Origin of the sequence: Clavibacter sp. MX14-G9D, assembly GCF_032917815.1 — a bacterium.
GTDB lineage: Bacteria > Actinomycetota > Actinomycetes > Actinomycetales > Microbacteriaceae > Clavibacter > Clavibacter michiganensis_K.
Window position 1 is genome coordinate 35,371 of the sequence record NZ_JAVCVL010000002.1, and the last position, 24,845, is coordinate 60,215.

The 24,845-nt window shown below is 70.8% G+C and carries 24 protein-coding genes; 7 read left to right on the forward strand and 17 right to left on the reverse strand.

Going from position 1 to position 24,845, the window contains the following annotated elements; all coding sequences use genetic code 11:
* Positions 1-53 precede the first annotated feature (53 nt).
* From Q6969_RS00485 to Q6969_RS00505, 5 genes are all read left to right on the forward strand, one after another.
* Positions 54-692, forward strand: a complete 639-nt coding sequence (locus Q6969_RS00485; RefSeq protein ID WP_317228692.1) for a heme-copper oxidase subunit III — start codon at positions 54-56, stop codon at positions 690-692.
* Between the two features lie 26 nt (positions 693-718).
* Entirely contained in the window at positions 719-1,519 is an 801-nt protein-coding gene (locus Q6969_RS00490) for a cytochrome c (RefSeq protein ID WP_317228693.1), read from the forward strand.
* 45 nt (positions 1,520-1,564) lie between these two features.
* A complete protein-coding gene (locus Q6969_RS00495; protein WP_317228694.1) occupies positions 1,565-2,674 on the forward strand; it encodes a Rieske 2Fe-2S domain-containing protein in 1,110 nt (369 codons plus the stop codon).
* The gene (locus Q6969_RS00500; protein WP_317228695.1) at positions 2,658-4,289 is read left to right on the forward strand and encodes a ubiquinol-cytochrome c reductase cytochrome b subunit; all 1,632 of its coding nucleotides are present in this window, start codon (positions 2,658-2,660) and stop codon (positions 4,287-4,289) included. The genes Q6969_RS00495 and Q6969_RS00500 overlap by 17 nt, the downstream gene beginning before the upstream one ends.
* Before the next feature lie 181 nt (positions 4,290-4,470).
* A complete protein-coding gene (locus Q6969_RS00505) occupies positions 4,471-5,349 on the forward strand; it encodes a methyltransferase domain-containing protein (protein WP_317228696.1) in 879 nt (292 codons plus the stop codon).
* Positions 5,350-5,931: 582 nt separating this feature from the next.
* On the opposite strand, the gene Q6969_RS00510 is transcribed toward Q6969_RS00505, so the two are convergent.
* The 6 genes from Q6969_RS00510 to Q6969_RS00535 form a co-directional block, all read right to left on the reverse strand.
* Complete coding sequence (locus Q6969_RS00510) at positions 5,932-6,369, reverse strand: GNAT family N-acetyltransferase (protein ID WP_317228697.1); 438 nt, start codon at positions 6,367-6,369, stop codon at positions 5,932-5,934.
* 4 nt (positions 6,370-6,373) lie between these two features.
* Positions 6,374-6,790 (reverse strand): cytochrome c oxidase subunit 4, encoded by a 417-nt coding sequence (locus Q6969_RS00515; protein WP_317228698.1) that lies wholly within the window; start codon positions 6,788-6,790, stop codon positions 6,374-6,376.
* Position 6,791: 1 nt separating this feature from the next.
* Positions 6,792-8,537, reverse strand: a complete 1,746-nt coding sequence (gene ctaD, locus Q6969_RS00520; protein ID WP_172407199.1) for a cytochrome c oxidase subunit I — start codon at positions 8,535-8,537, stop codon at positions 6,792-6,794.
* Between the two features lie 12 nt (positions 8,538-8,549).
* Positions 8,550-9,461 (reverse strand): cytochrome c oxidase subunit II, encoded by a 912-nt coding sequence (gene coxB / locus Q6969_RS00525; RefSeq protein WP_094116061.1) that lies wholly within the window; start codon positions 9,459-9,461, stop codon positions 8,550-8,552.
* 123 nt (positions 9,462-9,584) lie between these two features.
* Entirely contained in the window at positions 9,585-9,947 is a 363-nt protein-coding gene (erpA, locus tag Q6969_RS00530; protein ID WP_094116062.1) for an iron-sulfur cluster insertion protein ErpA, read from the reverse strand.
* A gap of 130 nt (positions 9,948-10,077) precedes the next feature.
* A complete protein-coding gene (locus Q6969_RS00535; protein WP_317228699.1) occupies positions 10,078-11,499 on the reverse strand; it encodes a dipeptidase in 1,422 nt (473 codons plus the stop codon).
* Between the two features lie 40 nt (positions 11,500-11,539).
* On the opposite strand from Q6969_RS00535, the gene Q6969_RS00540 reads away from it, so the two are divergent.
* Positions 11,540-12,133 (forward strand): DUF3043 domain-containing protein, encoded by a 594-nt coding sequence (locus Q6969_RS00540; RefSeq protein ID WP_094116064.1) that lies wholly within the window; start codon positions 11,540-11,542, stop codon positions 12,131-12,133.
* 54 nt (positions 12,134-12,187) lie between these two features.
* On the opposite strand, the gene Q6969_RS00545 is transcribed toward Q6969_RS00540, so the two are convergent.
* Genes Q6969_RS00545 through hisD form a run of 3 tightly spaced genes read right to left on the reverse strand, consistent with a single transcriptional unit; the run spans position 12,188 to position 15,060 of the window.
* Positions 12,188-13,219 (reverse strand): quinone-dependent dihydroorotate dehydrogenase, encoded by a 1,032-nt coding sequence (locus Q6969_RS00545; RefSeq protein ID WP_317228700.1) that lies wholly within the window; start codon positions 13,217-13,219, stop codon positions 12,188-12,190.
* A gap of 51 nt (positions 13,220-13,270) precedes the next feature.
* Positions 13,271-13,738, reverse strand: a complete 468-nt coding sequence (gene nrdR / locus Q6969_RS00550; protein WP_317228701.1) for a transcriptional regulator NrdR — start codon at positions 13,736-13,738, stop codon at positions 13,271-13,273.
* A 17-nt stretch (positions 13,739-13,755) separates the two neighbouring features.
* Positions 13,756-15,060 (reverse strand): histidinol dehydrogenase, encoded by a 1,305-nt coding sequence (hisD, locus tag Q6969_RS00555; RefSeq protein WP_317228712.1) that lies wholly within the window; start codon positions 15,058-15,060, stop codon positions 13,756-13,758.
* A gap of 61 nt (positions 15,061-15,121) precedes the next feature.
* Here hisD and Q6969_RS00560 point away from each other — a divergent pair, with 61 nt between their 5' ends.
* Entirely contained in the window at positions 15,122-15,637 is a 516-nt protein-coding gene (locus tag Q6969_RS00560; RefSeq protein WP_317228702.1) for a flavin reductase family protein, read from the forward strand.
* A 28-nt stretch (positions 15,638-15,665) separates the two neighbouring features.
* Here the strand turns inward: Q6969_RS00560 and dnaE are convergent, their stop codons facing one another.
* From dnaE to Q6969_RS00600, 8 genes are all read right to left on the reverse strand, one after another.
* The gene (gene dnaE / locus Q6969_RS00565) at positions 15,666-19,127 is read right to left on the reverse strand and encodes a DNA polymerase III subunit alpha (RefSeq protein WP_396335495.1); all 3,462 of its coding nucleotides are present in this window, start codon (positions 19,125-19,127) and stop codon (positions 15,666-15,668) included.
* A gap of 127 nt (positions 19,128-19,254) precedes the next feature.
* The gene (locus tag Q6969_RS00570; RefSeq protein ID WP_104343747.1) at positions 19,255-20,172 is read right to left on the reverse strand and encodes an RluA family pseudouridine synthase; all 918 of its coding nucleotides are present in this window, start codon (positions 20,170-20,172) and stop codon (positions 19,255-19,257) included.
* Positions 20,173-20,323: 151 nt separating this feature from the next.
* A complete protein-coding gene (locus Q6969_RS00575; RefSeq protein WP_317228704.1) occupies positions 20,324-21,001 on the reverse strand; it encodes a DivIVA domain-containing protein in 678 nt (225 codons plus the stop codon).
* 137 nt (positions 21,002-21,138) lie between these two features.
* Positions 21,139-21,438 (reverse strand): YggT family protein, encoded by a 300-nt coding sequence (locus tag Q6969_RS00580; protein ID WP_317228705.1) that lies wholly within the window; start codon positions 21,436-21,438, stop codon positions 21,139-21,141.
* A 66-nt stretch (positions 21,439-21,504) separates the two neighbouring features.
* Positions 21,505-22,005, reverse strand: coding sequence for a cell division protein SepF (locus Q6969_RS00585; RefSeq protein WP_317228706.1), 501 nt, complete (start codon positions 22,003-22,005; stop codon positions 21,505-21,507).
* Positions 22,006-22,053: 48 nt separating this feature from the next.
* The gene (locus Q6969_RS00590; RefSeq protein WP_317228707.1) at positions 22,054-22,785 is read right to left on the reverse strand and encodes a YggS family pyridoxal phosphate-dependent enzyme; all 732 of its coding nucleotides are present in this window, start codon (positions 22,783-22,785) and stop codon (positions 22,054-22,056) included.
* Positions 22,782-23,921 carry a cell division protein FtsZ gene (gene ftsZ, locus Q6969_RS00595; RefSeq protein ID WP_317228708.1) on the reverse strand — a complete coding sequence of 380 codons (1,140 nt, stop codon included), beginning with the start codon at positions 23,919-23,921 and terminating at the stop codon, positions 22,782-22,784. The genes Q6969_RS00590 and ftsZ overlap by 4 nt, the downstream gene beginning before the upstream one ends.
* Positions 23,922-24,057: 136 nt before the next feature.
* On the reverse strand, positions 24,058-24,845 hold a 788-nt coding region (locus Q6969_RS00600), incomplete at its 5' end, for an FtsQ-type POTRA domain-containing protein (RefSeq protein WP_317228709.1).

The following is a 24,845-nucleotide window of genomic DNA, read 5'->3' on the forward strand; positions in this document are numbered from 1 at the left end:
CGCGATCTCACGGGCGGCCGGGGTGGGCGTCGGCGTCGTCCGCCTGGGACATAATGGAACCTGTGACGACGACCTCAATCTCCCCAGCATCTACCGCGCCGGTGGTGAACCGACCGAACACGGTCGCCGTCGGCACCATCGTGTGGCTCGGAAGCGAGGTGATGTTCTTCGCGGGTCTCTTCGCGATCTACTTCACCCTGCGTTCGACGTCCGGCGCCCTCTGGGAGTACGAGGCGGGCCGCTTGAACGTGCCCTTCTCCCTCGTGAACACGCTCATCCTCGTGTCGAGCTCGTTCACCTGCCAGTTCGGCGTATTCGCCGCGGAGCGCCTCCAGGCCCGCGCCACGGGCTGGAAGCCGAGCCAGTGGGGCACGGTCGAGTGGTTCTTCCTCACCTACGCCCTCGGCGCCATCTTCGTCGTCGGCCAGATCTTCGAGTACGCGACCCTCGTCACCGAGGGCATCACGCTCGGCAGCAACGCCTACGGCTCGGCGTTCTACATGACCACGGGCTTCCACGGCCTCCACGTCACCGGCGGCCTGATCGCCTTCCTCCTCGTCATCGGGCGCATCTACGCGGTCCGGTCGATGGGGCACCGGGAGGCCACCAGCGCCATCGTCGTGTCGTACTACTGGCACTTCGTCGACGTCGTCTGGATCGGGCTCTTCCTGGTCATCTACGTCCTCAAATAGCACCGAGCGGGAGCATCGAACACAGCATGAGCACCACGAAAGCACGCGCCCGTCGCACCGGTCGCCGCAGCCCCCTGACCACCGTCGCCCTCCTCGCCATCGGCCTGCTCTTCACGGGCGGCGCCTACGCGTTGATCCAGACGGGCACCGCGTCGGCCGAGGTCGACCTCAAGTCCGCGCAGACGATCGAGGAGGGCCAGAAGCTCTTCGGGTCCAACTGCGCCACCTGCCACGGCGTGGACGCGACCGGCACCGGCGTCGCCCCCAGCCTCATCGGCGTAGGCGCGGCGTCCGTCGACTTCCAGGTCGGCACCGGTCGCATGCCGCTGCAGGCCACCACGGTCCAGGCCGAGGAGAAGCCCACGCAGTTCACGGACACGCAGGTGAAGGAGCTCGCGGCCTACGTCGCGTCCCTGGCCCCCGGTCCCGCCATCCCGGACAGCCAGTACCTCGACGGCGAAGGGGACGCGGCCAACGGCGCCGAGCTCTTCCGCATCAACTGCGCGATGTGCCACAACGTGGCTGCAGCGGGCGGCGCCCTCACCGAGGGCAAGTTCGCCCCGAGCCTGGAGGGCGTGGCTCCCGTGCACGTCTACGAGGCCATGGTCACCGGCCCGCAGAACATGCCGGTCTTCAACGACACCAACATCACCCCCGAGGACAAGCGCGACATCATCACGTCGCTGCAGTACATCGAGGAGAACAGCACCGTCGGCGGCGCGAACCTCGGCGGGCTCGGCCCGGTCTCCGAGGGGCTCTTCATGTGGATCTTCGGCCTCGGCGGCATCGTCGCCCTGACCGTGTGGCTCACGGCCCGGTCCAACTGACGCCCGCATCGATGACCTGCACCAGAACACCAGAGAGGCACGCACATGGCACACGACGATAAGGACGAGTCGGGCGTCGTCCCCGCGGGCTACGACGCCGGCGAGCTCGAGCCAGCCGGCCGTGACGTCGTGCTCGCTGGCGGGACCGCCGTCGCCACGCGCGACGCCTTCCAGAACCCGGGCTTCCCGGAGCACCGCCTCCGCGTCACCGACAAGGACCCGAAGAAGGCCAAGACGGCGGAGCGCGTCGTCTACACGTGGTTCTACCTGTCGATCGTCGGCAGCGTCTTCGCGATCGGCGCCTACTTCGGCTTCCCGATCTACGCGGACGACCCCGGCAGCGTGCGCCTCAACAACCTGTTCCTCGGCATCGGCATCGCGCTCGCGCTCCTGAGCCTCGGGATCGGCGCGATCCACTGGTCGAAGGCGCTCATGAGCGACCACGAGCTGATCGACGAGAGGCACCCGCAGGGCGGCTCGCCCGCCACGCAGGCCCGCGCCGTCGAGATCTTCGCCCAGGCGAACGAGGAGTCGGGCTTCGGTCGTCGCTCGCTCATCCGCAACAGCCTCATCGGCGCCCTCGTCGCCTTCCCGCTGCCGGCCGTGGTCCTCTTCCGCGACCTGTACCCGGGAAGCGCGGAGGAGCCCGCCTCCGCCCTGAGCCACACGCTGTGGAAGAAGGGCGAGGTCCTCACCCGCGACCCCTCCGGAACGCCCATCAAGGCCTCGGACGTCACCATCGGCTCCGCCTTCCACGTCATCCCGGCCTCCCTCATGGAGCTCGAGGAGGGCAAGCTCGAGGAGAAGGCGAAGGCCGCGGTGCTCCTCATGCGCCTGCGCCCCGAGGACCTCATCGAGTCCCCGGAGCGCAAGGGCTGGTCCTACGACGGGATCGTCGCCTACTCCAAGGTCTGCACGCACGTGGGTTGCCCGGTGGCGCTCTACGAGCAGCAGACCCACCACCTGCTCTGCCCCTGCCACCAGTCCCAGTTCGACGTGACCAACCACTGCGAGGTCATCTTCGGACCGGCCAAGCGGCCCCTGCCGCAGCTGCCCATCGCCGTCAACGACGAGGGCTACCTCATTGCACAGAGTGATTTCACCGAGCCCGTAGGGGCGAGTTTCTGGGAGCGTCGTGGTGACTACAACAGCTGATCCGACCACGACGGGTGCCGCTGCACCCGCCGCCAAGAGCGGGGGCGGCCTCACCGCCGCCGCCGCGACCTACCTCGACGAGCGCACCAGCGTCAGCGTCGCCGTCAAGGAGTTCGGGCGGAAGATCTTCCCGGACCACTGGTCCTTCATGCTCGGCGAGGTGGCGCTCTACAGCTTCGTCGTCATCCTGCTGACGGGCTCGTGGCTCACCTTCTTCTACGACCCGTCGATGGCGGAGACGCACTACGAGGGCTCGTACGCGCCCCTCAAGGGCGTCGAGATGTCCGTGGCCATGTCGTCGTCGCTCGACATCTCTTTCGACATCCGCGGCGGCCTGCTCATGCGGCAGATCCACCACTGGGCTGCCCTGCTGTTCGTGGCGTCCATCGGCCTGCACATGCTCCGCATCTACTTCACGGGTGCGTTCCGCAAGCCCCGCGAGCTCAACTGGTTCATCGGCTTCGTCCTCTTCATCCTCGCGATGGCCGAGGGCTTCACGGGCTACTCGCTCCCCGACGACCTGCTCTCCGGCAACGGCCTGCGCATCATCGACGGCATGGTGAAGGGCATCCCGGTCATCGGCACCTGGATCTCGTTCCTCCTGTTCGGCGGGGAGTTCCCCGGGACGGCGATCATCCCGAGGCTCTACACGCTCCACATCCTGCTGCTCCCCGCGATCCTCGTGGCGTTCCTGGCGCTCCACCTCCTCTTCGTGGTCGTGCACAAGCACACCCAGTTCGCCGGCCCCGGCCGCACGAACGAGAACGTGGTGGGCGTGCCCGTGCTCCCCACCTTCGCGGCGAAGGCCGGTGGGTTCTTCTTCGTGGTCTTCGGCGTGATCGTGGTCATGGCCTCGTTCTTCACGATCAACCCGATCTGGAACTACGGCCCCTACGACCCGTCCCCGGTGTCGGCGGGTACCCAGCCGGACTGGTACATCGGCTTCGCGGACGGCGCCCTGCGACTCGTCCCGCCGGGACTCGAGTTCGTGCTGTTCGACCACACGTTCTCGTTCAACATCATCCTGCCGATCACGGTCCTGGGCCTGTTCATCGTGCTCGTCGCTCTCTACCCCTTCATCGAGGCGTGGATCACCGGCGACAAGCGCGAGCACCACATCCTCGACCGCCCGCGCAACGCTCCCACGCGCACCGCCATCGGCGCCGCGGGTGTCACGTTCTACGCGGTCCTCTGGTCCGCTGCGAGCTCCGACCTCATCGCCACGCACTTCAAGGTGTCGATGGAGGGCGTCATCCACACGCTGCAGGCGCTCCTGATCCTCGGACCGGTCATCGCCTACCAGGTCGCGAAGCGCATCTGCCTGGCGCTCATGAAGAAGGACCGCGAGATCGCCCTCCACGGCGTCGAGTCGGGCCGGATCGTGAAGCTGCCCGGTGGCGAGTTCATCGAGGTCCACGAGCAGCTCGATGAGTACGAGCGCTGGCGCCTCGTGAGCTACGACGACTACAAGCCGCTCATGATCCGCCCGGACAGCCGTGGACGCATCACGGTCAACCAGCGGGCCCGTGCGGCACTGTCGAAGTGGTTCTTCGAGGACCGGATCTCCCCGGTCACCACGAAGGACGTCGAGCGAAGCCACGGCGACCACCACTAGCAGCAGCCCCTCGCGCTGATGCGCGAAGCACGAGAGCCGGTCCGGCGATGCTGGGCCGGCTCTCGTGCGTCCACCCCTCCGACCGCAGCACGCACCTCGAGGAGCGCTCGTGGATCTCGCCCGACTCGCCCGGTGGCTCCGCTGCCCGACCTGCGGCGAAGACCTGCGACCCGCTCCGCCGGTGTCCCTCCGTTGCACTCACGGGCACACGATCGACGCGAACAAGCGCGGCTACGCGTCGCTCCTGGCGCCGACGACCCGGGTGGTGGGCGACTCCGCGGCGATGCTCGACGCCCGTGCCCGGTTCCTCGCCCGAGGTCACTACGCCCCCCTTGTCGATGCGCTCGTCGAGGGCCTGGCGGCAGCTGCGGTCGGCGTGACCGGGCACGATGCGGCCGACAGCCCCACCGCCCGACGCATGGTCGACGCCGGCTGCGGGACGGGCTACTACCTGCACCAGCTCCTCGACCGCGGCATCGCGTCGACCGGACTGGCGGCCGACCTCTCCCCCACCGCCGTCAGCGCCGCCGTACGGGGCCGTCCGGACGTCGACGGGGTCGTCGCCGACACCTGGGCCGGGCTGCCCCTCCGAGACGGCTCGGCAGAGATCCTGCTCGACGTCTTCGCCCCGCGCAACATGCGCGAGTTCCACCGGGTCCTGACGAGGGGCGGACTCGTGGGGATCGTCGCCGCGGGGCCCGACCACCTCGCCGAGCTCCGAGCCGATGGCCGTGCGGTCGGCGTGCAGGCCGGGAAGCGGGAGCGAATCCTGGAGGCATCCGATGGGCTCTTCGCGCCGGCTTCGGAGACGCGGATGCGACGGGAGCTGCTCCTGTCGGACGAGGAGATCGACCTGCTCCTCGGGATGGGGCCCTCGGCTCACCACCGGGCACGGAGACCGATCGACGGCGACACGCCACCCGCCTCGGCATCGACGTCGGCGGCGGGGTCGGCTTCGGTCCTGGACGCCGCAGCGCATCGCCACTCCGTGACGTTGGACGTGATCATCTACGTCCTCGCCCGCCTCGACGTCCCGGCCACACCCGCCACCCACGCCTGACGACCTCGAACGACGTCGACCTGAGGCGCCCGGCGCCGGCCCGCAGCACGTCTGCTGGTCGACTCAGCACGGCCGACAGTGCCTCTGACCTGTTGCGCGCGCGACAGCGGCAGGCGACCCCGGCCTCCCTGCTCTCCCGGCGCCCGGCGCCCGGCGCCCGGCGCCCGGCGGCACCCTCCGCCTCTCGCCCCGTCGCGCAGCTCAGAGCCGCACAGGGGCACCTGTGCGCGCCCCTTGAGCCGCGGTACGCGTCCCTGACGCAGGCTCGCACCCCAGGAACAGCTGCATGCGGCCCCGCCAACTGGACCAGTGACTTGCGCTCACGACGGCCTTCGGCCGCCCGACGGCTGAGACCGCTCGAACGACGGGGCAGGCTTCGCAGGACGACGCCCGCATGGAACGACGCAGGCACGCAGCGAGGCAGGCGCGAGGGTTGAGAAGAGCCCGCCATTTCACGTCCTGGCCGCAGTCCTGGATGCGGGTTCGGGACGGGCACGCGCGACCGGTACGCTCTCCCCGCAACGCAAGACGCCCGGCCTTCGAGGGAAGGCCGGGCGTCCTACGTGAGCAGGTGAGGAGAGGTCAGCGGAGCAGCTTCTTGTAGAACTCCGCGGTCCGCTCGTATCCGAGGCGCTTGTAGAACTCGCCCGCGCGCCGAGTGCTCATGGTGATCTGCCCGACGCCGCGGTCGCCGCAGAGGCGCTCCACGGCACGGACGAGAGCGGACCCCGTCCCGCCGCTGCGGGCGTCGGCATCCACCACGAGCTCCTCCAGGTGGGCGCTGAGCCCACCGGCGTAGAGGAGTCGGCTGACGACGAGGTAGGCGTACCCCACGACCGAGCCGTCCTCCTCGGCGACGAGGAGGACGTCCCTGCCGACGTCCTTGTTCGCCCGCAGGATGTGGGAGAACGTGACGTCGAAGTCGTCCCTCGTCGCCGGGGCGTTGATCATGTCGAGCTGCTGGCACAGGGCGAAGACCGCGTCCCCGTCGGATGCCGCAGCGTGCCGGATGTCGACCATCGGATCAGCGCGCGAAGTAGCCGCGGTAGTACTCGTAGGTCCAGCCCACGAGCGCGATGATCGCGAGGCAGCCGCCGATGAGGGCGATCCAGATGCCCACGGCGAGCCCGAGGAACACCGAGGCGGCGCCGGCCGCCAGGATCACCGGCCACCAGCTCCACGGGCTGAAGAAGCCGAGCTCCGGGTCGCCGTCGTCGACGTTGGCGTCGCTGCGGTCCTCCGGGAGCTCGCCGTTCTGCGCCGCGTACAGGCGCGCCACGAAGAAGCCGATGAACGCGGCGAGGGCGCCCGAGAGGGCGATGCCCAGGGTTCCGACCCACTCGACCCGGCCGTCGTCGATGACGGCCCAGATCGTGTACGCGGCCGCCGCGATCACGAAGAAGACCGCGAGGACGTAGAAGAGGTTCCTATTGGCGCGCACGTCACTTCACCTTGTCGCTGGAGATGTCGTAGGTCGCGGCGTCGGGAGCGTCCTTCGCCGGGCCGATTCCCACGGGGATGCCCGCTTCCGGGTGGTTCAGGTCGAAGGCCGGGGCCTCCGAGCGGATCCGCGGGATGGACGTGAAGTTGTGCCGCGGCGGCGGGCAGGACGTGGCCCACTCGAGCGAGCGGCCGTAGCCCCACGGGTCGTTGACCGTGACGCGGGGCGCCGTGCGGGCCGTGATCCAGACGTTCAGGAAGAACGGGATCATCGAGAGCGCCAGGATTCCCGCGCCGATGGTCGACAGCTGGTTCATCCAGGTGAAGTCGTCCTCGGGCTGGTACGTCGCGTAGCGACGCGGCATGCCCATGACGCCCAGCCAGTGCTGGATGAGGAAGGTCGTGTGGAAGCCGACGAACAGCAGCCAGAAGTGCACCTTGCCGAGACGCTCGTTGAGCATCGTGCCGGTCCACTTGGGCCACCAGAAGTAGAAGCCCGAGAACATCGCGAACACGACGGTGCCGAACACCACGTAGTGGAAGTGCGCGACGACGAAGTACGAGTCGGACACGTGGAAGTCGAGCGGCGGCGACGCCAGGATGACGCCGGTCAGACCACCGAAGGTGAACGTGATCAGGAAGCCGATGGCCCACAGCATGGGCGTCTCGAACGTGACCGAGCCGCGCCACATCGTGCCGATCCAGTTGAAGATTTTCACGCCGGTGGGGACCGCGATGAGCATGGTCATGAGCGAGAAGAACGGCAGCAGGACGGACCCGGTGACGTACATGTGGTGCGCCCAGACCGTGACCGAGAGGGCCGCGATGGAGATGGTCGCGTAGACCAGCGTCTTGTACCCGAAGATCGGCTTGCGGCTGAAGACCGGGAAGACCTCGGAGACGATGCCGAAGAACGGCAGCGCGATGATGTACACCTCGGGGTGCCCGAAGAACCAGAACAGGTGCTGCCACAGGATGGCGCCGCCGTTGGCCGGGTCGTAGATGTGGGCGTCGAAGATGCGGTCGGCGCCGAGGCCGAACAGGGCGGCCGCGAGGACCGGGAACGCCATGAGCACGAGCAGCGACGTCACGAGGATGTTCCACGTGAAGATCGGCATGCGGAACATGGTCATGCCCGGCGCGCGCATCGTGATGATGGTCGTCACGAAGTTGACCGCACCGAGGATGGTGCCGAACCCGCTGAGGGCCAGGCCCATCACCCAGAGATTTCCTCCCAACCCCGGCGAGAACGTCGTGCTCGACAACGGGGCGTAGGCGAACCAGCCGAACGAGGCCGCACCCGCGGGGGTGAGGAAGCCGGCGACCGCGATGAGGGAGCCGAAGTTGAACAGCCAGTACGCGAACGCGTTGAGACGCGGGAACGCGACGTCCGGTGCGCCGATCTGCAGCGGCATGAGCACGTTGGCGAAGCCCGCGAACAGCGGCGTCGCGAACATGAGCAGCATGATCGTGCCGTGCATGGTGAAGAGCTGGTTGTACTGCTCCTTCGTCTCCACGACGTGCAGGCCGGGCTCGAACAGCTGGGCGCGGATGACGAGCGCCATGACGCCGCCGAGGCAGAAGTAGAGGAACGACGTGATCAGGTACAGGTACCCGATCGTCTTGTGGTCGGTGGAGGTGATCCAGTTGACCACGACGTTGCCCCGGCGCTCGGCCTTGCCGGAGCCGTCGAGGACCTTCGCCTGGCCCGCGGGGATCGCGGTGGGACGGTTGAGGGTCGATGTCACGTTGCTGCTGCCCTACTCTTCGGACGACTCGGTGGTGGCCGGCACGTCGGTGCCGGGGAGGTTCTGCAGGCGGTCGTAGTCGGTGCCGAGGTCTCCCTCGAAGCCGGCCGCCTTCTGGCTCTCGATGTAGGCGTTGTACTCGTCGATGGAGACGACCTTGACCTGGAACAGCATGAGCGAGTGGTACTCGCCGCAGAGCTCGGCGCACTTGCCCATGTACGTCCCCTCCTTCTCCGGGATGAACGTCATGTAGTTCGTCTTGCCGGAGATGAGGTCCTTCTTGTAGAGGAAGTCCACCACCCAGAAGGAGTGCAGCGTGTCGCGGGTGTTGAGCTCGAGCTCGACCTTGGTGTTCACCGGCAGGTAGAGCGTGGGGAGCTTGTCCTTGTCGATCGAGCCCTGCGGGCCGTCGGGGTCGTCGACCGCCTGGACGCCCTGCTCGTAGGCACCGCCCTCGATGGCCTCACCGGACTCGGTCTCGCCGCCGAGGTAGTTGAAGTCCCACGCCCACTGCTTGCCGAAGACCTGGACCTTGACCTCGGGGGTGTCGAAGCGCGCCTCGATGGCCGCCTGGTCCTTGGCGGTGAAGGCGAAGAAGCCGAGCACGAGGATGAGGGGCACGATCGTGTAGAAGATCTCGATCGGCATGTTGTAGCGCATCTGCACGGGGAGGCCGGTCTGGCCCTTGCGGCGGCGGTAGACCACGGCTGCCCAGATGGTGAGGCCCCAGGTGAGGACGCCGACGGCGAGGAGGACGATCCAGGCGGTGACCCACAGCCCGATGACCGAGTCGACGTGGTTCGTGGTGCCGGCCTCGGTCGGGAGCCAACCCTGGAGCTGCTGCTGCGTGCACCCCGCGAGGAGTACCGAGATGCCTATGGCGACGGGGATTGTCAGCCAACGTTGACGGCGAGTGAAGCGCACGTGCAGACCCTTCGAAGAACCGGATGTGACGAGTTCCACCCTACGCGACAGGGAGCCGCCCGAAGGACGACTCCCTGTTCGAAGCCCGGTTCCACGGGCCTGGATCGCTTACCGTTCCATGTGTCAGTGGAACGAGTCCCCGCACGCGCACGAGCCGCCCGCGTTGGGGTTGTCGATGGTGAAGCCCTGCTTCTGGATGGTGTCCTCGAAGTCGATGGTGGCGCCGTCCAGGTACGGGACGCTCATCTTGTCGACGATGACCTCGACGCCGTCGAAGTCGACCGTCGCGTCGCCGTCGAGCTCGCGCTCGTCGAAGTAGAGCTGGTAGATGAGGCCGGAGCAGCCGCCGGGCTGGACGGCGACGCGGAGGCGGAGGTCCTCGCGGCCCTCCTGCTGGAGCAGGCTCTTGACCTTGCCTGCGGCGGTGTCCGTGAGGCCGACGCGGTGGGCCGCGGACGCGGTCTCGGTCAGCGTGGTGTCGGTCATGAGCACTCCTCGGGTGGTGGGATCTGCGGTCGGGCGACTCCTCGGGAGTCTACGTGGTGCAACCGCGAGCGCCACCCGGGTGTTCCCGCCCGCCCGTGCGGATCCGACCGCCGCGGGCGGGGGTCCTCGATCAGGCCCGGCGGGCGATGCGCGACAGGAGGACGGCCTCGCTGAGGATGGCGCGCTGGAGGACGCCGAGGTGCTGCGACTCGTTCGGGCTGTGCGCCCGGGTGTCGGGGTCCTCGACGCCGGTCACCAGGATCTGGGCGGACGGGAAGGCCTCGACCAGGTCGGCGATGAACGGGATGGAGCCGCCGATCCCGGCCTGCACGGGGGCGCGTCCCCAGCCGGCGGTCATCGCGGCCGTCGCCTCCGCCATCGCCCATCCGCTCGTGTCGACCAGGAAGGGATCGCCCTGGTCCACGTCGCTGATCTCGACGTGGGCGCCGAAGGGGCGGTTGCCCTGGACGTGCGCCTCCAGGGCCTCGTACCCGTCGGCGGCGGTCTGCCCGGGGGCGATGCGGGCGCTGATGCGGACGGACACCTCCGGCAGCAGGGTGTTGCTCGCGTTGGCGACCGACGGGGCGTCGATGCCGGTCACGGTGATGGAGGGCTGCGCCCACAGGCGCGTGAGGATCGGCCCCGTGCCGACGGCGCTGACGCCCGGGAGCAGCGCCGCCTCCTCCGCGAGGCGCGCGTCGTCGTAGGCGGGCGTCTCCATGGCGGTGGACGTGAGGCCCGCGACCGCGACGGACCCGTCGGCATCCCAGAGCGAGTCGAGGAGGCGCACGGCGGCCATCATGGCGTCCGGGACGGCGCCCCCGAACATGCCGGAGTGCGAGGCATGGTCGAGCGTCCGCACCGTCAGGCGGAACGTGACGTTGCCGCGGAGGGCGATGGTGATGGACGGGGTGTCGACGTCCCAGTTGTCGCTGTCGGCGACCACGATGACGTCGGCGGCGAGGGCGTCGTGGTGCGTGGCGAGGAAGTCGGAGAAGGAGCGCGACCCCGCCTCCTCCTCCCCCTCGATGAACACCGCGAGGCCGAGCTCGAGGTCGTCGCCCTCCGCCTCGACGAGCGCGCGGATGGCGGCGACGTGCGTCATGATCCCGGCCTTGTCGTCCGAGGCGCCGCGACCGTGCAGCCGCTCGCCGCGGAGGGTGGGCTCGAAGGGGGGCGTCTCCCAGTGCTCGTCGGCGCCGGGGGGCTGCACGTCGTGGTGCGCGTAGAGGAGGACGGTGGGCTTCCCGTTCCGGGGGGCCCGGGTCGCCAGCACCGCCGGCTGCCCGTCGTCGCCCGACGGCGTGGTCGCCCGGTGCACCGACACGTCGTCGAAGACGCCCAGGCCGGCGAGGAGACCCGCGACGGCGTCCGCGCTGGCCGCGACGTGGGTCGGGTCGAACGCCGGCCAGGAGACGCTGGGGATGCGGACGAGGGCCGAGAGGTCGGCGACGGTGGTGGGGAACCCGCCCGCGACGGCGGCGGCGAGCCGGTCGACGGCCTCCTGGTCCGGTGCGGTCACGGCGTCTGCGGAGGTGTCGGGAGGCGTCATGCAGGTAATCTTAGATTCACTCCAGGCAAGGACGAGAGACGTGGCGAAGCAGCAGACACCCGCAGAGACCCCCTCCGAGACGAGCGCCGCGGCGCCCGTGGACGGTCGCACGGCCGACGGGAAGAAGGGCCCGACCCCCACCCGTCGGGAGCGCGAGGCCGCGAACCTCCGCCCGCTCGTGCCGCAGGACCGCAAGCTCGCGGCCCAGCAGGCCAAGGAGAAGGCACGCGAGGCGCGAGCCCGTGCCAATGCCGGCATGGCCGCCGGGGACGAGCGGTACCTGCCCGTCCGGGACAAGGGCCCGCAGAAGCGGTTCGCGCGCGACGTCGTGGACTCCCGCTGGAGCGTCGGCGAGCTCCTGCTCCCGGTCATGGGCGTGGTCGTCGTCCTCACCTTCGTGCTGCCGAACCTGTCGGCGATCCCGCTGCTGTCGATCTACGTGTTCGTCATCGCGGCCATCATCGACGCGTACTTCACGGGCCGCCGCGTGCGCGCCGCCATCGTCGCGCGGGTCGGGGCCGACCGCCTCGAGCGCGGGATCCGCTGGTACGCCGGCATGCGCACCATCCAGATGCGCCCCATGCGCCTGCCCAAGCCGCAGGTGAAGCGCCGCGAGAAGGTCACCTTCAGCTGATCCGTCCCGCGGCCCGCGTCCGGGTCGCGGCGTCGCCGCCGGGGCGCGGACCGGTCAGCCCCGGCGGATGCGGGCGAGGCCGGCGTTGATCGACCGGGCCCACAGCGGACCCCGGTACAGGAACGCCGTGTAGCCCTGCACGAGCGTCGCTCCCGCGTCCAGGCGCGCCTGGACGTCCTCGGCCGTGTCCACGCCGCCGACCGAGATCACGCAGGCGTCCTCCGGGAGCGCGCGGCGGAGGAGGCCCAGGACCTCGAGCGATCGCGCGGCCAGGGGCGCGCCGGAGAGCCCGCCCGCGCCCGCGGACTCGACGACCGATGCGTCGGTCCGCAGCCCCTCCCGGGAGAGCGTGGTGTTCGTGGCGATGACGCCGGCGAGGCCGAGCTCGGTCGCGAGCCCCGCGATGCGCTCCACCTCGGCGTCCCGCAGATCCGGCGCGATCTTGACGAGCATGGGCACGCCGTCGGCCGCGTCGCGGATGCTGGTCAGCAGCGGTCGGAGCAGCTCGATCTCCTGCAGGCCCCGCAGCCCCGGCGTGTTCGGCGAGCTCACGTTCACCGCGAGGTAGTCGGCCACGGGGGCGACGAGGCGCGTCGTCCGCACGTAGTCGGCGACGGCGTCCTCGACGGCGACGGCTCGGGTCTTGCCGATGTTGACGCCGATGACGGGCCGGTCACGGCGCGCGCGCAGCCGGCGCAGGCGGTCGGCGAGGGCCACCGCTCCCCCGTTGTTGAAGCCCATCCGGTTGATGACCGCGCGGTCCTCGACGAGGCGGAAGAGCCGCGGCCGCGGGTTGCCCGGCTGGGCGACGGCGGTGACCGTCCCGACCTCCACGTGGCCGAAGCCGAGCTGGCCGAGGCCGAGCACGGCCTGCGCGTCCTTGTCGAAGCCGGCGGCCACGCCGAACGGCGACGGGAAGCGGAGCCCGAGGGCGTCGACCGCGAGCGAGGGGTCCGGTGCGGTCAGGCGTCGGGCGATCCAGCCGAAGCCGGACGGCGGGAGGAGGGCGATGGCCGTGGACGCCAGGTGGTGCGCGTCCTCCGGGTCCATGCGCGACAGGACCGTGCGGAAGAGGAGGGGATACATCGGCACCAGGCTAGCGCCTGCGCCCAGGCCTTCCCGCGGCGTGGGCGCGGGTCAGGGCCGGTCGGGGGACGCCGCGTGCGCGACGCGCAGCTGGGCGATGGCCGACTCGAAGTCGTCGAGCGAGTCGAAGCCCTGGTAGACGCTCGCGAACCGCAGGTACGCCACCTCGTCGAGCTCGCGGAGCGGCGGGAGGATCGACAGCCCGATGTCGTTGGCCTCGATCTGCGACGCGCCCGTGGCGCGGATGGCCTCCTCGACCCGCTGGGCGAGGACCGCGAGGTCGGTGTCGGTGACGGGACGACCCTGGCACGCCTTGCGGACGCCGGTGACGATCTTCTCGCGGCTGAACGGCTCGACGACGCCGTTGCGCTTGATGACGCTCAGGCTCGCGGTCTCCGTGGTGCTGAAGCGACGACCGCACTCGGGGCACTGCCGCCGACGGCGGATCGACAGGCCGTCGTCGCTCGTGCGGGAGTCGACGACGCGGGAGTCGGGGTGGCGGCAGAAGGGGCAGAACATGGTGTGGCCAGGATACGTCAGCGCCCGAGGCGCGCCGTCACGGCGTCGCCGTGCGCCGGCAGGTCCTCGGCGCGGCTGAGCGCGACGATCAGCGGCTCCGCCTCCCGGAGGGCGTCGGCGTCGTAGCGCACCACCTGCTGGGGGCGGAGGAACGTGTACGCGCCGAGGCCGGAGCCGAACCTCGCCTGCCCGCCGGTGGGGAGGACGTGGTTGGAGCCTGCCAGGTAGTCGCCGAGGCTCACGGGCGAGTGCGGTCCGAGGAAGATCGCGCCGGCGCTGTGCAGGTGCGCGAGGAGGGCGTCGGGGTCGGTCGTCTGCACGGAGAGGTGCTCGGGCCCGTAGGCGTCGCTGTAGCGCGCGGCCGTCTCGAGGTCGTCGACCACGAGGATCGCGGACTGCGGGCCGGTGAGCGCCTGGACGACGCGCGCGGAGTGGCCCGTCGTCGCGGCCAGCGCCGCGACCTCGGCGTCGACCGCACGGGCGAGCTCCGGGGAGTCCGTGACGAGGACGGACGCGGCCATCTCGTCGTGCTCCGCCTGGCTCACGAGGTCGGCGGCCACGAGTCGCGCGTCCGCGGCGTGGTCGGCGATCACGAGGATCTCGGTGGTGCCGGCCTCCGAGTCGATCCCCGTCACGCCCCGCACGACGCGCTTCGCGGCGGCGACGTAGATGTTGCCAGGCCCGGTGACGACGTCGACGGGCTCGAGCCCGAGGTCGGCGACCCCGTGCGCGAAGGCGCCGATGGCCCCCGCGCCGCCCATCGCGTAGACCTCGGTGACGCCGAGGAGGCCGGCCGCCCCGAGGATCACGGGGTGCACGGAGCCCCCGTGCGCCGCCTGCGCCGGCGAGGCGAGCGCGATGCTGGCGACGCCGGCCACCTGGGCCGCCACGACGTTCATCACCACGCTGGACGGGTAGACGGCCTTGCCGCCGGGCACGTAGAGGCCGACGCGGCGCACCGGCTGCCAGCGCTGGACGATGGTGCCGCCGGGCACGACGGTCGTGGTGGTCTCGGCCGGGACCTGCGCGGCCGAGCCGAGCCGGACGCGTCGGATGGCCTCCTCGAGGGCGGCGCGGACGGCGGGGTCCAGGCCCGCGACGGCGTCGGCGATCGCCTCGGCCGGGACGCGCAGGGAGCCCGGGCGCACGCGGTCGAGCCGCTCCGCCTGGTCGAGCAGCGCCGCGCTCCCCCGCGTGCGGACGTCCTCCACCAGCTCGCGGGCGACGTCGAGCGCGACGGCCACGTCGGTGACCGGACGCGGGAGGAGGTCGAGCAGGTCGGCGGTGCTGGGCGTGGTGCCGCGGAGGTCCTGGATGCGCATCATGACTCCGGAAGTCTACCGAGCGGGCGGTCGGCGGATCCGGCGGCTAGCGTCTCGATGCATGGACGCGCACCCCGCCACCACGCTCTCCGAGGCCCGAGGCCTGGACGCCTTCCGCGCCGCCTTCCGGCGCCACGCGGCCGGCGTCGCCGTCGTCACCGCGCGTGACGCCGCCGGCTCCCCCGTCGGCTTCACCGCCACGTCGCTCTCCTCGGTGTCGGCCGACCCGCCGCTCGCGAGCTTCAGCCTCGCCCGCACGGCGTCGAGCGCCGCGGCCCTCGAGGAGGCGGCCCACGTGGCCATCCACGTCCTCGGGGCACGCGACCGGCACCTCGCCGAGCGCCTCAGCGGCCCGGCCTCCGAGCGCTTCGCGGGCGACCACTGGTCCCCGGGCCCGCACGGGCTCCCCGTCCTCGACGGGGGCACCGCGCTGCTCGTGGCCCGCATCGTCGAGCGGATCCACGTGCACGACGCCATCGTCGTCATCGTGCGCGTCGAGGACGGCGGCCCGGGCGTCGACGACGAGCCGCTCGTCTACCATGCCCGTCGCTACCTCCGCCCGGGCGCCGAGGCCTGACCGGTCCACGACGGGCCGGGGCCGGGGGTCAGCCCAGGCAGTTCGGCCCGAGCAGGGACTTGAGCTCGCCGTAGAGGTCCGCGCTCACCGTGACCGGGTACGGGATCTCGAACACGCGCCCGCTGTCGCCCTTGACGAGCTGCAGCCGGACCTCCGTGTCGCCCGAGTGCCGGATCAGCACGTCGTTGAGGCCCATGACGGTCTCCGTCGTGGCGCGGTTCTCGGCGAGGCTGATGAGCAGCGGACCGGACCCCAGGCTCTGGCCGAGGTCGGGCTGGAACATCGAGAACGCGTGGATGTTCATGCCGTCGTCGCGCGTGGACACGCGGCCGCGGATCACCACGACGGTGTCGCCCTGCAGCGCCGGCGCGAACTCCTGGTACGCCTTGCCCATGAACATGCAGGTGATCTCGCCGCCGAAGTCCTCCAGCTGGACCATGCCGTACTGGTTGCCCGAGTTCCGCGCCGTGCGGTGCTGCACGCTCGTGAGCAGTCCCGCGAGCGTGACCGTCTCGCCGTCCATCGACGCGTCGGTGGCCAGAAGCTCCGCGATGCCCGTGGAGGCGAGCTTCGCGAGCGGGATCTCGAGGCCCGCGAGCGGGTGGTCGGAGACGTAGAGCCCGAGCATCTCGCGCTCGAACGCGAGCTTGTCGCGCTTCGCCCACTCCGGACGCTCGGGGACCTTCCGCGCGTGCTGCGGCTCGTCCCAGAGGCTGTCGAAGTCGAACCCGACCTGCCCGTTCATGGCGGCGCGCTTGTCGCTCACGGATGCGTCGATCATGCCCTCGTGGACCTCGAGGAGGGCCCGACGGGTGTCGCCCAGCGAGTCGAACGCGCCGGCCTTGATGAGCGACTCCACCGTGCGCTTGTTGGCGACCGGCAGCGGGACCTTCTTGAGGAAGTCGTCGAAGGACTCGAAGGCGCCCTGCTCCGCGCGCGCGCCCCGGAGGGCCTCGACCACGTTGGACCCGACGTTCCGCACGGCGCCCAGCCCGAAGCGGATGTCGGCGCCGGCGGCCGCGAAGAAGCCGATCGACTCGTTGACGTCCGGCGGGAGCACCTTGATGCCCATGCGGCGGCACTCGTTGAGGTAGAGCGCCATCTTGTCCTTGGAGTCGCCGACGCTCGTGAGCAGCGCAGCCATGTACTCGGCCGGGTAGTGCGCCTTGAGGTACGCGGTCCAGTACGAGACCACGCCGTATGCGGCGGAGTGCGCCTTGTTGAAGGCGTAGTCGGAGAAGGGCAGGAGGATGTCCCAGAGCGCCTTCACCGCGGCCATCGAGTAGCCGTTGTCCTGCATGCCCTGCGAGAAGCCCGCGAACTGCTTGTCGAGCTCGGACTTCTTCTTCTTGCCCATGGCGCGGCGCAGGAGGTCGGCCTGCGCGAGCGTGAAGCCGGCGAGCTTCTGCGCGACCGACATCACCTGCTCCTGGTACACGATCAGGCCGTGCGTGGTGCCGAGCACCTCGCGCAGGGGCTCCTCGAGCTCCGGGTGGATGGGCGTGATCTCCTGGAGCCCGTTCTTCCGCAGCGCGTAGTTGGTGTGCGAGTTCGCGCCCATGGGTCCCGGGCGGTACAGCGCGATGACGGCGGAGATGTCCTCGAAGTCGTCCGGCTTCATCATTCGCAGCAGCGACCGCATCGGGCCGCCGTCGAGCTGGAACACGCCGAGGGTGTCGCCGCGGGCGAGCAGGTCGTACGCGGCGCGGTCGTCCAGGCCCAGGTCCTCGAGGACGAGCTTCTCGCCGCGATTCGACTCGATGTTGTTGAGCGCGTCGTCGATGATCGTGAGGTTCCGGAGCCCCAGGAAGTCCATCTTGATGAGCCCGAGGGACTCGCAGGCAGGGTAGTCGAACTGCGTGACGATCTGGCCGTCCTGCTCCCGCTTCATGATCGGGATGATGTCGATGAGCGGCTCGCTCGACATGATGACGCCGGCCGCGTGCACGCCCCACTGGCGCTTCAGGTTCTCGATGCCCTGCGCGGTCTCGAAGACCTTCTGCGCCTCCGGGTCCATGGCGAGGACCTCACGGAAGTCGCCGGCCTCGCGGTAGCGCGGGTGGTCGGTGTCGAGGATGCCGGACAGCGGGATGTCCTTGCCCATGATCGCCGGCGGCATGGCCTTGGTGAGCTTGTCGCCCATCGAGAAGGGATACCCCAGCACGCGGCTGGAGTCCTTGAGGGCCTGCTTCGCCTTGATCGTGCCGTACGTGACGATCTGGGCCACGCGCTCGTCGCCGTACTTGTCCGTCACGTACCGGATGACCTCGCCGCGGCGACGGTCGTCGAAGTCGACGTCGAAGTCGGGCATGGAGACGCGGTCCGGGTTCAGGAACCGCTCGAAGAGCAGGCCGTGCTGCAGCGGGTCGAGGTCGGTGATGCCCATGGCGTACGCGACCATGGAACCCGCGCCCGAGCCGCGGCCCGGACCCACGCGGATCCCGTTCTCCCGCGACCAGCCGATGAAGTCGGCGACGACGAGGAAGTAGCCCGGGAAGCCCATCTGCGCGATGACGCCGACCTCGTAGTCGGCGCGCTTGCGGACCTCGTCGGAGAAGCCGGCCGGGTAGCGGCGGACGAGCCCGCGCTCGACCTCCTTCACGAACCAGGTCTGCTCGCTCTCGCCCTCGGGGACGGGGTACCGCGGCATGTAGTTCGCCGACTCGTTGAACTGCACGTCGCAGCGCTCGGCGATGAGCAGCGTGTTGTCGCACGCCTCCTCGTGGTCGCGGAACAGGTGCCGCATCTGCGCGGCGGTCTTCAGGTAGAACTCGTCGGCGTCGAACTTGAAGCGGTTGGGGTCGTCGAGCGTCGTGCCCGACTGGACGCACAGGAGCGCCGCGTGGCTGGTCGCGTCGTGCTCGTGCGTGTAGTGGAGGTCGTTGGTCGCGACGAGCGGGAGGTCGAGGTCCTTCGCGAGCCGGAGGAGGTCGCTCATGATCCGCCGCTCGATGCCGAGGCCGTGGTCCATGATCTCGCAGAAGTAGTTGCCGGCCCCGAAGATGTCGCGGTAGTCGCTCGCGGCCTTGACCGCCTCGTCGTACTGGCCGAGCCGGAGGCGCGTCTGCACCTCGCCGGACGGGCAGCCCGTGGTCGCGATGAGCCCCGTGGCGTAGGTGCTCAGGAGCTCGCGGTCCATGCGGGGCTTGAAGTAGTACCCCTCCAGGGACGCGCGCGAGGACAGGCGGAAGAGGTTGTGCATGCCCTCGGTCGTCTCCGCCAGCATCGTGAGGTGCGTGTAGGCGCCGGATCCGGAGACGTCGTCCTGGCCGCCGTTGCCCCAGCGGATGCGCGTGCGGTCGCCGCGGTGGGTGCCCGGCGTGATGTAGGCCTCGGTGCCGATGATGGGCTTGACGCCCGCGTTCCTGGCCTGCTTCCAGAAGTCGAAGGCGCCGAAGACGTTGCCGTGGTCGGTGATCGCGACGGCGGGCATGGCCTGCTCGGCGGCCGCCTGGACCAGCGGGCCGACGCGGGCCGCGCCGTCGAGCATGGAGTACTCGCTGTGGACGTGGAGATGGACGAACGAGTCGTTGCGGGGCACGGGTCCCTATCTGCTGGTCTGATCGAGGTGTGGCCATCTTAGGCAGGCCCCGGAGGGCCCGGCCGCGTGTCGCGCGTCAGTCGCGGAGGACGTCGAGCGCGTGCTGGAGGTCCGCCGGGTAGGTGCTCGAGAACGAGGCGCGGTCGCCCGTCGCGGGGTGCGTGATCTCGAGCCGCATGGCGTGCAGCCACTGGCGGTGGAGGTCGAGCTGGGCGGAGATCGTGGGGTCGGCGCCGTACATGGCGTCGCCCACGCAGGGGTGGCGCTGCGCGGCCATGTGCACGCGGATCTGGTGGGTGCGTCCCGTCTCCAGGTGCACCTCCAGCAGGGCCGCGCGCGGGAACGCCTCGAGCGTCTCGTAGTGGGTGACGGAGGGCTTGCCGTCGGCGGTGACCGCGAACTTCCAGTCGCTGCGCGGATGGCGGCCGATGGGGGCGTCGATGGTGCCCGCGAGGGGATCCGGGTGACCCTGGACGACGGCGTGGTAGACCTTCTCGACCTCGCGGTCATGGAACTGCCGCTTGAGCTCCGTGTACGCGCGCTCCGTCTTCGCGACGACCATGAGACCGCTCGTGCCCGCATCGAGGCGGTGCACGATGCCCTGGCGCTCCTCCGCGCCGGACGTGCTGAGCCGGAACCCGGCGGCGGCCAGCGCCCCGAGGACGGTCGGACCCGTCCACCCCACGCTCGGGTGGGCCGCGACGCCCACTGGCTTGTCGACCACGACGATGTCGTCGTCGTCGTGCACGATGCCGAGGTCGGGGACCGCGAGCGGCACCACGGACGGCTCCTGCCGCGGCTGCCAGCTGACGGCGAGCATCGACCCGCCCACGAGGCGGTCGGACTTGCCGGCCTCCCGCCCGTCCTGCGTCACCCCGCCGGACTCGGCGACCTCGGCCGCGAAGCTGCGCGAGAAGCCGAGCAGCCGCGCGAGGCCCGCGTCGACGCGCTGCCCGTCGAGTCCGTCGGGGACGGGGAGGGTGCGGTGCTCCATGGGGACCTCTTCCGGTGCGGTGCGGTGCGGGGCGATGCGGGCCGGGGCGGCGGATCCGGCCCGCCGGCGCGAACGACGACGGCGACGCGGGACCCGCGGCGCATGCCGTGCGGGACCCACGCCGCCGTCGGGCGTGCGGGTGGTGCGGGTGCTAGCTGCCGAACGAGGCGGTGGCGGGCGCCTCGCTGGAGCCGGAGGCGTCCAGCTCGCGGAGCTGGCCCTCGATGTAGCCCTTGAGCTTGGTGCGGTACTCGCGCTCGAAGGTGCGGAGCTCGTCGATGCGGCCCTCGAGCACCTGGCGCTCCTTCTCGAGCACGGCGGTCTTCGAGCGCTGCTCGGCCTCGGCCTCGGCGGCGATGCGCGCGGCGGTGGCGTGGGCCTCCGCGACGAGCGCGTCGCGCTTCTCGACGCCCTCGCGGACGTGCTCCTCGTGCAGCTTGCGCGCGAGCTTGAGGAGGCTGCTGGTGCTGGAGGTCTCGTCGTCGTCGTCCGCGGCGGCTGCGGCTGGGGCGGCGGCGGGCGCCTGCGCGACGACCGGGGCCTCGACGGGCTCCGGCTCCGGAGCGGCCTCGGGCTCGGGCTCGGCGACGACGGGGGCCTGCTCGACCGCGGCGGGGGCGGGAGCGGGGGTCTCGATGGCCGTGGTCGCGGCGGGGGCGGCATCGCCCGAGCCGAGACGCTGGCGCAGCTCCTCGTTCTCCTGGTGGAGACGGCGCAGCTCGACGACCACCTCGTCGAGGAAGTCGTCCACCTCGTCCTGGTCGTATCCCTCGCGGAACTTGGTCGGCTGGAAACGCTTGTTGACGACGTCTTCAGGAGTGAGAGCCATGGCCTGCCACCTCTTTTGTGCGTAGAGCGGGGTCCGCGCGAGCGGACGGGGATTCGGGACAACGTGCGCCTCAACGCTACCAGCGGATGGCGGCGGTCCGGGGACCGGAGGGCGGATCCGGAGCGAGGCGGCGGTCGTCAGCGCATCAGGCCGCCGACGACGTTGAACAGGATGATGGCGACCAGCATCGTGATCATCCAGCCGAAGTCGAGCGCCACCGGGCCGAGGCGGAGCGGCGGGATGATGCGGCGGACGAAGCCGATGGGCGGGTCCGTGACCGTGTACGACGCCTCCGCCACGATGAGCATCGCCCCGCGCGGACGCCACTGGCGCGACAGCGACTGGACCAGGTCGAGGACGAAGCGGCCCCACATGCAGATGATGAACGCCAGGAGGGCGAACCACACGACGGTGGCGACGATGTTCACGATGATCACGGACACAAGTATGGCGGGCGCCGGTGGGAGCTCCCGCCGACGCCCGCCATCACGGGGCTCTGAGGATCAGCGTCCGAAGAACGACGCCTCGACCTCGGCCTCGGTGGCCGACTGCTCGCCGGAGACGGCGACGTGCGACGGCGAGAGGAGGAAGACCTTGGCGGTGACGCGCTCGATCTTGCCGTAGAGGCCGATGGAGAGGCCGCTGGCGAAGTCGATGAGGCGGCGGGCGTCGTCGTCCGTCATCTGCGAGAGGTTGATGATGACCGGAACGCCCTCGCGGAAGTTCTCGGCGATGACCTGGGCGTCCTTGTAGGCCTTGGGGTGGACGGTGAGGATCTCGTTCATTTCAGCCGGCGCCGCATTCCTTGTGGTGGTCGAGGGCTTGTGCAGGGGGGTCACGGGTGCGCGCTTGGCCTGCTGCTGGGGAGCGGGGGCGGGCGTCGGGACGGCCTGGACGGGGGACTGCTGCGGCTGCGCGGGCTGCGGCTGCTGCTGCTGCTGGTAGTCGAGCTCCTCGTCGGCGAGTCCCAGGTACACCATGGTCTTGCGAAGTGGGTTGGCCATCATTCCTCTTTCCGGGTCGGCCTGACGAACCGGACCGCACTCCCGACATTAAGGGCGGTCGGGCCGCTTTCCCGTGATTGCCGACCCGATCCGAAGGTGTGTCGCGCCCTCGAGGAGCGCCTCCCGCAGATCGCCGGACATGCCCGCCGAGATGGCGCGGGCGTCGGGCAGGATGCGCCGCACGTCGTCCGAGAGGCCGCGCAGCCGGGCGAAGGCGCGGCGCGGCTCCCCGTCGTCGGGGGCCACCGCCATGACGCCGAGGACGCGGATGCCGGCGGCCCGCGCCGCGTGCTCCGCGAGGGCCTCCGCCTCGGCGGGCGGCACGCCGCCCCGGTCCGCGTCGTCGGTGAGGTTGACCTGCAGGAAGACGCGCGTCTCCTGCTCGTCGGAGGCGAGCGCGTCCACGAGCGACGGACGGTCGACCGAGTGGATCACGGAGGCGTAGCGCCGCACCTGGCGCGCCTTCTTGCCCTGGAGCTGTCCGACGAAGTGCCACGCCAGGCCCCGTCCGTCGAGCTCCGCCGCCTTGCCCTGGGCCTCCTGGTGCCGGCTCTCGCCGAGGTCGCGGACCCCGAGGTCGACGAGCGCGCGGATGAGGGACACCGGCTGGAACTTCGTGACCACGATGGTGGTCACCTCCTCCGGGCTGCGTCCGGCCCGGCGGATGCCCTCGGCGACGTCCTCCCGCACGGACGCCCACCGCTCGGCGAGGCCCGGATGGGCCGCGTCGGGGTGGGCGTCCGGTGCCGCGGCACCGTCGGAGCGCGGTCCGTCGGTCACTTCAGGAAGTCGGGGATGTCCAGGTCGTCGCCGTCGTCCTCGAAGGTCGGGTCGCTGGCCGGGACGGACGCGACGGGGGCCTCCGCCTGCGGACGCGCAGGGGCGGCGGCGACCGCCTCGGGCGCGGTGACCGCTCCCCCGCCGGCCGCGACGAAGCCGCTGCGGCGGTTCTCGACCTTGGCCGACGGCTCGCCGCCGTCGAAGCCCGCGGCGATGACGGTGACGCGCACCTCGTCGCCGAGCGTGTCGTCGATGACCGCGCCGAAGATGATGTTCGCCTCGGGGTGCACCGCCTCCTGCACGAGCTTGGCCGCGTCGTTGATCTCGAAGATGCCGAGGTTCGACCCGCCCTGGATCGAGAGCAGCACGCCGTGCGCGCCCTCGATGCTCGCCTCGAGCAGCGGCGAGGCGACCGCCAGCTCGGCGGCCTTGATCGACCGGTCGGCGCCGCGGGACGAGCCGATCCCCATGAGCGCGGAGCCGGCCCCCTGCATGACCGACTTCACGTCGGCGAAGTCGAGGTTGATGAGGCCGGGGGTGGTGATGAGGTCGGTGATGCCCTGGACGCCCGCGAGGAGGACCTGGTCGGCGGTCGCGAACGCCTCGAGCATGCTGATGCCACGGTCGCTGATCTCCAGCAGGCGGTCGTTCGGGACGACGATGAGGGTGTCGACCTCGTTCTTCAGCGTCGCGACGCCGAGCTCGGCCTGCGCCGAGCGGCGCTTGCCCTCGAAGCCGAACGGCTTCGTCACGACGCCGATGGTGAGCGCGCCGATCGACTTCGCGATGCGCGCCACGACGGGCGCGCCGCCCGTGCCCGTGCCACCGCCCTCGCCCGCGGTGACGAAGACCATGTCGGCGCCGGCCAGCGCCTCCTCGATCTCCTCCGCGTGGTCCTCGGCTGCGCGACGGCCGACCTCGGGGTCGGCGCCGGCGCCGAGGCCCCGGGTGATCTCGCGTCCGACGTCGAGCTTGACGTCGGCGTCGCTCATGAGCAGCGCCTGCGCGTCGGTGTTGATCGCGATGAACTCCACGCCCCGCAGACCGAGCTCGATCATGCGGTTGACGGCGTTGACGCCTCCACCGCCGATGCCGACGACCTTGATGACGGCGAGGTAGTTCTGGTTGTTCGACACGACGGGCCTCCGCTAGAACCTTCGACCTCCGGTGGAGGCTTAGAGTTTACTCAGTATGCATTTCCTGGTCCCGACGTTAGGGGGCTCCGGGTCGGAGCGACGACTCCCGTGCCGCGTGTCGCGAAGCCCGCCGGGATCAGGGTCCGGCGACGGGCGCGTCGGGCGCCGACACGTCGTACGAGCCGACGTCGTCACGGGCCTTCACGAGCGCCTGCAGCACCTGCGCCTTGTCGGCCGAGCGCTCCCCGCTCCCCCACAGGACCTCCTTGCCGCTGCGGAGGGTGAGCGTCACGTCGTCGGTCGTGTTGGCCTGGATGCTGTCGACCTGGGGCAGGAAGTCGGCCGGGAGTGCCACGAGCACGGCGGTGGCCGCCTGGAACCGCGGGCTCGTGAAGTCCGCGCTCGGCAGGTCGATGAGCGGGTAGCCGTCGGGACGCGCCGTGGCGCGCTCGATCGTCACGCCGGCGGGGTCGACGAGGTCGAAGCCCGCGCCGGACTGGATCACGGCGACGGGAGTCCGCTCGACGATGCGGATCACGAGCGTCGACGGCGGCCGGCTCTCGGTGCTGTAGCTGCGGATGAGCGGGAAGGCGCGGAGCTCGTCGCCGACGCGGTCGAGGTCGACGAGCGGCAGCGGCGTGCCGACCTGGTCGGCGAGGGCCGCCTGGATGCTCGACGGGGACACGCGGTCCGCTCCCTCCACCTCGACCGTGCGGAGCGCGAGGAGCGGCGAGTACACGGCGATGCCGACGACGAGGGCGAGGACCAGGAACGCGCCGAGCGCGCCGAGGAGTCCCGCCCGGCGGCGCCGTGCGCGCTGGGTGAACCGCCGGACCTCCTGGCGCTCGTACCGCTGCCGCTCCCGGCGGGCGCGGCGGAGCTGCCGTCGCGCCTCGGCGTCGCCCGTGGCCGCGCTCGCGGGCC

Bases quoted from the DNA above. Each gene is read 5' to 3' on its own strand.
- Q6969_RS00570 (WP_104343747.1), bottom strand. From the start codon at position 20,172: ATGGAGCACCGCACCCTCCCCGTCCCCGACGGACTCGACGGGCAGCGC.
- hisD (WP_317228712.1), bottom strand. From the start codon at position 15,060: ATGCGCATCCAGGACCTCCGCGGCACCACGCCCAGCACCGCCGACCTG.
- Q6969_RS00575 (WP_317228704.1), bottom strand. From the start codon at position 21,001: ATGGCTCTCACTCCTGAAGACGTCGTCAACAAGCGTTTCCAGCCGACC.
- Q6969_RS00495 (WP_317228694.1), top strand. From the start codon at position 1,565: ATGGCACACGACGATAAGGACGAGTCGGGCGTCGTCCCCGCGGGCTAC.
- erpA (WP_094116062.1), bottom strand. From the start codon at position 9,947: ATGACCGACACCACGCTGACCGAGACCGCGTCCGCGGCCCACCGCGTC.
- Q6969_RS00585 (WP_317228706.1), bottom strand. From the start codon at position 22,005: ATGGCCAACCCACTTCGCAAGACCATGGTGTACCTGGGACTCGCCGAC.
- Q6969_RS00510 (WP_317228697.1), bottom strand. From the start codon at position 6,369: ATGGTCGACATCCGGCACGCTGCGGCATCCGACGGGGACGCGGTCTTC.
- dnaE (WP_396335495.1), bottom strand. From the start codon at position 19,127: ATGCTCGACGGCGCGGCCCGCGTCGGCCCGCTGGTCCAGGCGGCCGCC.
- Q6969_RS00490 (WP_317228693.1), top strand. From the start codon at position 719: ATGAGCACCACGAAAGCACGCGCCCGTCGCACCGGTCGCCGCAGCCCC.
- nrdR (WP_317228701.1), bottom strand. From the start codon at position 13,738: ATGTTCTGCCCCTTCTGCCGCCACCCCGACTCCCGCGTCGTCGACTCC.
- Q6969_RS00545 (WP_317228700.1), bottom strand. From the start codon at position 13,219: ATGTATCCCCTCCTCTTCCGCACGGTCCTGTCGCGCATGGACCCGGAG.
- Q6969_RS00535 (WP_317228699.1), bottom strand. From the start codon at position 11,499: ATGACGCCTCCCGACACCTCCGCAGACGCCGTGACCGCACCGGACCAG.
- Q6969_RS00485 (WP_317228692.1), top strand. From the start codon at position 54: ATGGAACCTGTGACGACGACCTCAATCTCCCCAGCATCTACCGCGCCG.
- Q6969_RS00560 (WP_317228702.1), top strand. From the start codon at position 15,122: ATGGACGCGCACCCCGCCACCACGCTCTCCGAGGCCCGAGGCCTGGAC.